We start from the raw sequence: 8,434 nt of genomic DNA on the forward strand, positions 1-8,434 counted from the left end.
CCACCGGCGCGGACCGGCGGGCGGGCGGCTGTCGCGGGGCGACTGTCGGAGGGGGCGGCGAGACGGTCAGAGCGGACCGGCGGGCTCCCCGGCACGGGCCGCGGGCCAGAGGCCCCGCAGGTACCGCAGGTCCACCTCGGTGAGCGAGGCCACGACGCTGCGGCGGTGCGCGGGCGGGATCGGGACGACGGAGGGCACCACCACCACCTGGCAGCCGGCCGCCTCCGCGGCGGCGACCCCGGTGAGGGTGTCCTCGACGGCCACGCACTCCTCGGGCGCCACGCCGAGCCCGGCGGCGGCGGCGAGGTAGGGGTCGGGATGGGGCTTGTTCCGGCGCAGGTCGTTGCCGGCGACGGTGAGGGTGAACGACTCCCTGCCCAGGGCGGTGCTCACCACGTCCACCACGGCCCGGTCGGAGGCGGAGACCAGCGCGGTCGGCACGCCCTGCCCCGTCAGCTCGTCGAGCAGCCGTCGGGCGCCCGGCATGAGGTCGAAGCCGGAGGCGAGCCGCGTGAGGAACGCGGCGTTGATGAGCGGGCCCAGCTCCTCCAGGGTCACGGCGGCGCCGGTCGACTCGATGAGGTAACGGCCGACACGGCCCATGGGTCCGCCGCTGACGACGGTGCGGTGGTGGTCGGCGAGGGTGTGGCCGAGGCCGGCGAAGACCGCGACCTCGGCGTCCCACCAGAGTCCCTCGGTGTCGACCAGGGTGCCGTCCATGTCGAGCAGGACCGCGCGCGGGGCGGGGACCCCGCCGCTCGCGCCGTCCGTCGTCGGGAGGAACGTCGTCATCCGCGTGCACCTCCGGGGGAAGGGAAGGCCGGTCTCCTCCCCCGCGTGCGGGGCGGCGACCGGCCGGGTCCGGACCGGTCAGTGTACGCCGAGGGGACCGGAACGGGCAGCCGCACGACGGCGAACGGGCGATGTCCGTCCGCCGCCGTGCGGGACTCCGACCCGTGCAGCGGGCTCAGCGCGCGTTGAAGTAGTTCGCCTCCGGGTGGTGCAGCACGATGGCGTCGGTGGACTGCTCGGGGTGGAGCTGGAACTCCTCGGAGAGCTTGACGCCGATGCGCTCGGGCTGCAGCAGCTCGGCGATCTTGGCGCGGTCCTCCAGGTCGGGACAGGCGGGGTACCCGAGCGAGTAGCGGCAGCCCTGGTACTCGGTGCGGAACATGCCCGACAGCTCGGCCGGGTCGTCGCCGCCGATCCCGAGTTCCTGCCGAACGCGGGCGTGCCAGTACTCGGCGAGTGCTTCCGCCAGCTGGACCGAGAGACCGTGCAGCTCCAGGTAGTCCCGGTAGGCGTCTGCCGCGAAGAGCTCGGCGGTGGCCTCACCGATGCGGGAGCCCACGGTGACCACCTGGAGGCCGACGACGTCGAGCTCCCCGCTCTCCTTGGGGCGGAAGAAGTCGGCGAGGCAGAGGTGCCGGCCCCGGCTCTGCCGGGGGAAGGTGAAGCGGGTGCGCTCCCGGCCGTCCTCGTCGAGGATGACGAGGTCGTCGCCGTCGGCGTGGCAGGGGAAGTAGCCGTGGACGACGGCCGCCTCCAGCAGGTTGTCGGTGTGGAGGCGGTCCAGCCAGCCCCGCAGCCGGGGCCGGCCCTCGGACTCCAGCAGCTCCTCGTAGTCGGGGCCGTCGGCGGTGCGGCTGCCCTTGAGTCCCCACTGCCCCTTGAAGAGGGCGTCCTCGTCGAGCCAGGAGGCGTACTCCTTGAGCGCGATCCCCTTGACGATGCGGGTGCCGGTGAACGGCGCAGCGGGGACGGGGACGTCGGTGGCGGTCGCGGAGCGGGCGGGCGGCACGTCGGCCGCCTCGGGCGCGTCGGCGCGGGGCGCGGTGCGGGCGGGTACCCGGCGGCGCTTCAGCTCGGGGAGCGTCACGCCGGGCACGCCACGCTTGACCCCGATCAGCGCGTCCATCAGCCGGAGCCCCTCGAAGGCGTCGCGGGCGTAGCGGACCTCGCCGTCGTAGATCTCGTGGAGGTCCTGCTCCACGTAGGCGCGGGTGAGGGCGGCGCCGCCGAGGATGACGGGGAAGTCGGCCGCCATGCCGCGGGCGTTCAGCTCCTCCAGGTTCTCCTTCATGATCACCGTGGACTTCACCAGGAGACCGGACATGCCGATGACGTCGGCGCGGTGCTCGGCCGCCGCCTCCAGAATGGCGTTGACCGGCTGTTTGATGCCGAGGTTGACCACGTTGTAGCCGTTGTTGGAGAGGATGATGTCCACGAGGTTCTTGCCGATGTCGTGGACATCGCCCCGGACGGTGGCGAGGACGATGGTGCCCTTGCCGTCCTCGTCCGTCTTCTCCATGTGCGGCTCCAGGTGGGCGACCGCGGTCTTCATCACCTCGGCGGACTGGAGGACGAACGGCAGCTGCATCTGGCCGGAACCGAACAGCTCGCCGACGGTCTTCATCCCGGCCAGCAGGGTCTGGTTGACGATCTCCAGAGCCGGCCGCTCGGTGAGCGCCTCCTCCAGGTCGGCCTCCAGGCCGTTGCGCTCCCCCTCGATGATGCGGCGACGCAGCCGCTCCTCCAGCGGCAGCGCCGCCAGTTCCTCGGCGCGGCCGGCGCGCACCGACTTGGCGTCCACCCCGTCGAAGAGCTCCAGCAACCGTTGAAGCGGGTCGTACCCCTCGCTCCGGCGGTCGTGGATGAGGTCGAGGGCGACGGCGGCCTCCTCCTCCGCCAGCCGGGCGATCGGCACGATCTTGGCGGCGTGGACGATGGCGGAGTCGAGTCCCGCCTTGACGCACTCGTCGAGGAAGACGGAGTTGAGCACCATGCGGGCGGCGGGGTTGAGCCCGAAGGAGATGTTGGAGAGGCCGAGGGTGGTCTGCACCTGCGGGTGGCGCCGCTTGAGCTCACGGATGGCCTCGATGGTGGCGACCCCGTCGCCGCGGGACTCCTCCTGGCCGGTACAGATGGTGAAGGTCAGGCAGTCGATGAGGATGTCCGACTCCTCGATGCCCCAGTTCCCGGTGAGGTCGGCGATGAGCCGCTCGGCGATCTCGACCTTCTTCTCGGCGGTGCGGGCCTGGCCCTCCTCGTCGATGGTGAGAGCGATCAGCGCCGCGCCGTGCTCGGCGGCGAGCCCGGTGATGCGGGCGAACCGGGAGTCGGGCCCGTCGCCGTCCTCGTAGTTCACCGAGTTGATGACGGCACGGCCGCCGAGGCGCTCCAGGCCGGCGCGGATGACCTCCACCTCGGTGGAGTCCAGCACGATCGGCAGGGTGGAGGCGGTGGCGAGCCGACCGGCGAGCTCGGCCATGTCGGCGGTGCCGTCGCGCCCCACGTAGTCGATGCAGAGGTCGAGGAAGTGGGCGCCCTCGCGGATCTGCTCCCGCGCCAGTTCCACGCAGTCGTCCCAGCGGGCGTCCAGCATGGCCTCCCGGAACTTGCGGGAGCCGTTGGCGTTGGTGCGCTCGCCGATGGCGAGGTAGGAGGCGTCCTGCTGGAACGGCACCGTCTGGTACAGCGAGGCGGCACCGGGCTCGGGTCGGGGGGTGCGTGCCGCCGGGGTCAGCCCCCGGACCCTCTCGACGACCTGCCGCATGTGCTCCGGTGTCGTGCCGCAGCAGCCGCCGACGAGCGACAGGCCGAAGTCGCTGACGAACGTCTCCTGGGCGTCCGCCAGCTCGGGCGCGGTGAGCGGGTAGTACGCGCCGTCGCGGCCGAGGACGGGGAGCCCGGCGTTGGGCATGCACGCCAGCGGGACGCGTGCGTGCTGGGCGAGGTAGCGCAGGTGCTCGCTCATCTCGGCGGGGCCGGTGGCGCAGTTCATGCCGATCATGTCGATGCCGAGGGGTTCCAGCGCGGTGAGCGCGGCGCCGATCTCGGAGCCGAGCAGCATGGTGCCGGTCGTCTCGACGGTGACGGAGACGATGAGGGGTGCCGCCGAGCCGGCGGCGGTGAGGGCGCGCCGGGCGCCGATGACGGCGGCCTTGGTCTGCAGGAGGTCCTGGGTGGTCTCCACCAGCAGGGCGTCCGCGCCCCCGGCGAGCAGGCCGTCGGCGTTGCGCTCGTAGGCGTCGCGCAGCAGTCCGTAGGGGGCGTGGCCGAGGGTCGGGAGCTTCGTTCCCGGGCCCATGGAGCCGAGGACCCAGCGCATCCGGCCGTCCTGCGCGGCGAAGCCGTCGGCGGCCTCGCGGGCGACCCTGGCGCCCGCCTCGGAGAGCTCGTGGACGCGTTCGGGGATGTCGTACTCGGCGAGGGCCGCGTGGTTGGCGCCGAAGGTGTTGGTCTCGACGCAGTCCACACCGGCCGCGAAGTACTCGGCGTGGACCGAGCGCACGATGTCGGGCCGGGTGACGTTGAGGATCTCGTTGCACCCCTCGAGGTCCTCGAAGTCCTCCAGGGTGGGGTCGGCCGCCTGGAGCATGGTGCCCATTCCGCCGTCGGCGACGACCACGCGGGAGGCGATCGCTTCCCGGAACGCGGCGACACGTTGCGCGGGGCTGGCGGTGGGCAGGGTGGACGAGGCCATGGGGTGACTCCCTGGGGGTGCGACGGCTGTCGGCTTTACGCCCCGGCGGGGGCGTACCGGGTCAGCGTAACGGCAGGCCATGAGGAGCACCCGGACCGTCCCGCCGATCGGACAGCCCGCGACGCCGGTGCCGGGCGGGGTGTCGGCGCTGCGACGCCCGGGCGTGTCGGGTCCCGCTCGTCGGCCCTCCGGCGGGCCGGGCGGTGGACGACAGCGCGCGACAGCCCGCCGGAACCGGCACATAATGCCGATATGCGTACAGGCGCTGACCGGGAAGTTTCCCGTAACGATCAGGGGGACACCCGTCACAGGTAGTACCACCGTTCGCCGGTCGAACTTCCGAACGGGAAGGCGGCTCGGTCGCCCTCCCCCGGGACCGGCACCGGGCTCGGACGAGGAGGCATGGTGTCCAGTTCAGACATATTCATCGGCGAGATACTCGGGACGGCCGTCCTGATCCTGCTCGGCGGCGGCGTCGTCGCCGGGGTCGTCCTCAAGAAGTCGAAGGCGTTCGGCGCCGGCTGGCTGGCGATCACCTTCGGCTGGGGATTCGCCGTCCTCAGCGGCGTCTACATCTCGACGGAGCTGTCGGGCGCGCACATCAACCCCGCCGTGACCCTCGGGCTCGCCCTGGACAGCGGGAACTGGGACAACGTCTGGGTCTACTGGGCGGGTCAGATGATCGGGGCGATGATCGGCGCCGCCCTGGTCTGGATCGCCTACTTCGGCCACTTCCAGGCGCATCTGCGGGACCCCGCCGTGGCCGCCGCCGAACAGGGCGCCGAGCGGACCGCCGAGAGCGGGCGCCACCACCACAAGGGTCCCGGACCCGTGCTGGGAATCTTCTCCACGGGCCCGGAGATCCGCAGCCCGTGGCAGAACTTCGCCACCGAGCTGATCGCCACCACCGTGCTGGTGCTCGCCGTCATCCGACTGGGTGTGAACGAGGACCTCCAGGTCACCGGGCTGGGCGGCCTGATGGTGGCGCTGGTCGTCGTCGCCATCGGCCTGTCGCTCGGTGGCCCGACCGGGTACGCCATCAACCCGGCACGCGACCTCGGCCCCCGGATCGTGCACTCGCTGCTGCCGCTGCCCAACAAGGGCGGCTCCGACTGGGGCTACGCGTGGATCCCGGTGCTGGGTCCGCTCGCGGGCGGCGCGCTCGCCGCGGGCATCTCGCGCCTCGCCTTCTGAGCCGCCGTCCGCCGTACCGCTTCCTCCCCAGTGACCACCGCAGCAGACCAGGAGCCGCACCATGAGTGAGACGCATGCCAGCAGGGTCGATCCCCGCGAGTTCATCGCGGCGATCGACCAGGGAACCACCAGCAGCCGGTGCATCGTGTTCGACCGCGCGGGGACGATTGTCGGGGTCGAGCAGAAGGAGCACGAGCAGATACTCCCCCGCCCGGGGTGGGTCGAGCACGACGCGGCCGAGATCTGGGCCAACGTGCAGAAGGTCGTGGCGGGCGCCCTGGCCAAGGCGTCGGTGACGCGCGACGAGGTCAAGGCCATCGGCATCACCAACCAGCGCGAGACCACGCTGCTCTGGGACCGCGCCACCGGCCGCCCCGTCCACAACGCCATCGTCTGGCAGGACACCCGTACCGACGCGATCTGTCGGGATCTGGGCCGGAACGTCGGACAGGACCGGTTCCGGAGGGAGACCGGCCTTCCGCTGGCCTCGTACTTCGCGGGGCCGAAGATCCGCTGGCTGCTCGACAACGTCGAGGGGCTCCGCGAGCGGGCGGAGCGGGGCGAGGTCCTGTTCGGCACGATGGACTCCTGGGTCATCTGGAACCTCACCGGGGGCCCGGACGGAGGTCGGCACGTCACCGACGTCACCAACGCCTCGCGGACGATGCTGATGAACCTGCGCACCCTGGACTGGGACACGCGCATCTGCGAGTCCATGGGCGTGCCGACGGCGGTGCTCCCGGAGATCCGCTCCTCGGCCGAGGTCTACGGCAACGCCAAGGGCGGGCCGCTGGACGGCATCCCGGTGGCCTCCGCGCTCGGCGACCAGCAGGCCGCACTGTTCGGCCAGACCTGCTTCGCCGAGGGCGAGGGCAAGTCGACGTACGGCACCGGAACCTTCGTGCTGATGAACACCGGGGAGAAGCCGGTCAACTCCTACGCCGGCCTGCTGACCACCGTCGGCTACCGGATCGGCGACCAGAAGCCGGTGTACGCCCTGGAGGGCGCCATTGCCGTGACGGGCTCGCTGGTGCAGTGGATGCGCGACCAGATGGGGCTGATCTCGGACGCGTCGGAGATCGAGCCGCTGGCACGATCGGTCGACGACAACGGCGGGACCTACTTCGTCCCGGCGTTCTCCGGCCTGTTCGCCCCCTACTGGCGGGCGGACGCCCGGGGCGTGATCGCAGGACTCACCCGGTACGTCACCAAGGCCCACATCGCCCGCGCCGTGCTGGAGGCCACCGCCTGGCAGACGCGGGAGATCACCGACGCCATGCACAAGGACTCGGGGGTGGAACTCACCACCCTGAAGGCCGACGGCGGCATGACCGCCAACGGGCTGCTGATGCAGAAGATCTCCGACTTCCTGGACGTCCCCGTGGTGCGCCCGGAGGTCACCGAGACCACCTGCCTGGGCGCGGCCTACGCCGCCGGGCTGGCGACCGGGTTCTGGGGCTCCACCGACGAGCTGCGCGCCAACTGGCGCGAGGACCACCGGTGGGAGCCCGAGATGGACGCGGCCGACCGCGAACACGAGTACAAGTACTGGCTGAAGGCGGTCGAACGCACCATGGGTTGGCTGGAGGACGAGAAGCGCTGACGGCGCACCGCGGGCGGGGCCGACCGGGTGTCCCGGTCGGCCCCGCCGCCGTGTCGGGACCGGCGTCCCGGCCGGGCGCGCGGCGTACTCCGACCGCCCGTCGGCCGCAGGCGTACGAACCCCCTGTCGTGGGCACGGTCACGCCGTAGGCTGGGCTCGCAAGGAACGACCGAGAAGACCGGGCGTCGCGCGGCACCGCCGACCGACCGTCCGGCCGGAAGGAGGCGCTGGGTGATCGAGCTCGAGGGAGTTCCCGAGCTGGTCGACCCGGTCATGGTGGCCGCGTTCGAAGGCTGGAACGATGCCGGGGACGCAGCCTCCGCCGCGCTCGACCATCTCGACCAGGCGTGGAAGGGCGAGGTCTTCGCGGCGCTCGACGCCGAGGAGTACTACGACTTCCAGGTCAACCGTCCGCTGATGTGGCTGGACGGCGGCGTGCGCCGGATCACCTGGCCCACCACACGCCTGTCCGTGGTGCGCGTCAGCGCCGAGGCGGGCAACGGCCGGGCCCGCGACCTGGTGCTGGTCCGCGGTGTCGAGCCGAGCATGCGCTGGCGGACCTTCTGCAACGAGATCCTCGCCTTCGCCCACGAGCTGGGAGTGGAGATGGTCGTGATGCTGGGCGCGCTGCTCGGCGACACACCGCACACCCGGCCGGTGCCCGTCAGCAGCGTCACCTCCGACGACAAGCTCGCCCGCTCGCTCAACGTCGAGGAGTCCCGCTACGAGGGTCCCACCGGTGTCGTGGGGGTGCTCCAGGAAGCCTGTGCGCACGCCGGCGTCCCCGCGGTGAGTCTCTGGGCGGGGGTGCCCCACTACGTCTCGCAGCCGCCCAACCCGAAGGCGACGCTGGCCCTGCTGCACGCGCTGGAGGACCTGCTCGGGCTGTCCGTGCCGCTGGGCGATCTCACGGAGGACGCGCGGGCGTGGCAGCTCGGCGTCGACCAGTTGGCCGCCGACGACTCCGAGGTCGCCGAGTACGTGCAGTCGCTGGAGGAGGCCAAGGACACCGCGGACCTTCCCGAGGCGAGCGGCGAGGCCATCGCCCGTGAGTTCGAGCGCTACCTCCCGAGCATGCGCTGGCGGACCTTCTGCAACGAGATCCTCGCCTTCGCCCACGAGCTGGGAGTGGAGATGGTCGTGATGCTGGG

5 protein-coding genes are annotated in these 8,434 nt (G+C 71.9%); 3 read left to right on the forward strand and 2 right to left on the reverse strand.

The window, feature by feature from the left end; all coding sequences use genetic code 11:
* Positions 1-66 precede the first annotated feature (66 nt).
* Both HCJ92_RS07130 and metH read right to left on the reverse strand, forming a co-directional pair.
* The gene (locus HCJ92_RS07130; protein ID WP_167932591.1) at positions 67-792 is read right to left on the reverse strand and encodes an HAD family hydrolase; all 726 of its coding nucleotides are present in this window, start codon (positions 790-792) and stop codon (positions 67-69) included.
* A gap of 175 nt (positions 793-967) precedes the next feature.
* Positions 968-4,486 (reverse strand): methionine synthase, encoded by a 3,519-nt coding sequence (gene metH, locus HCJ92_RS07135; protein ID WP_167932592.1) that lies wholly within the window; start codon positions 4,484-4,486, stop codon positions 968-970.
* Positions 4,487-4,891: 405 nt separating this feature from the next.
* Between metH and HCJ92_RS07140 the strand changes: the two genes are divergently transcribed.
* The 3 genes from HCJ92_RS07140 to HCJ92_RS07150 form a co-directional block, all read left to right on the forward strand.
* Positions 4,892-5,680 (forward strand): aquaporin, encoded by a 789-nt coding sequence (locus HCJ92_RS07140; protein ID WP_167932598.1) that lies wholly within the window; start codon positions 4,892-4,894, stop codon positions 5,678-5,680.
* A gap of 61 nt (positions 5,681-5,741) precedes the next feature.
* Entirely contained in the window at positions 5,742-7,283 is a 1,542-nt protein-coding gene (glpK, locus tag HCJ92_RS07145; protein ID WP_167932593.1) for a glycerol kinase GlpK, read from the forward strand.
* Between the two features lie 231 nt (positions 7,284-7,514).
* On the forward strand, positions 7,515-8,434 hold a 920-nt coding region (locus tag HCJ92_RS07150), incomplete at its 3' end, for a PAC2 family protein (protein ID WP_167932594.1).

This window comes from Streptomyces spiramenti, from assembly GCF_012034385.1.
In the GTDB taxonomy this organism is placed as follows: Bacteria; Actinomycetota; Actinomycetes; order Streptomycetales; family Streptomycetaceae; genus Streptomyces; species Streptomyces spiramenti.

Bases quoted from the DNA above. Each gene is read 5' to 3' on its own strand.
- HCJ92_RS07130 (WP_167932591.1), bottom strand. From the start codon at position 792: ATGACGACGTTCCTCCCGACGACGGACGGCGCGAGCGGCGGGGTCCCC.
- glpK (WP_167932593.1), top strand. From the start codon at position 5,742: ATGAGTGAGACGCATGCCAGCAGGGTCGATCCCCGCGAGTTCATCGCG.
- metH (WP_167932592.1), bottom strand. From the start codon at position 4,486: ATGGCCTCGTCCACCCTGCCCACCGCCAGCCCCGCGCAACGTGTCGCC.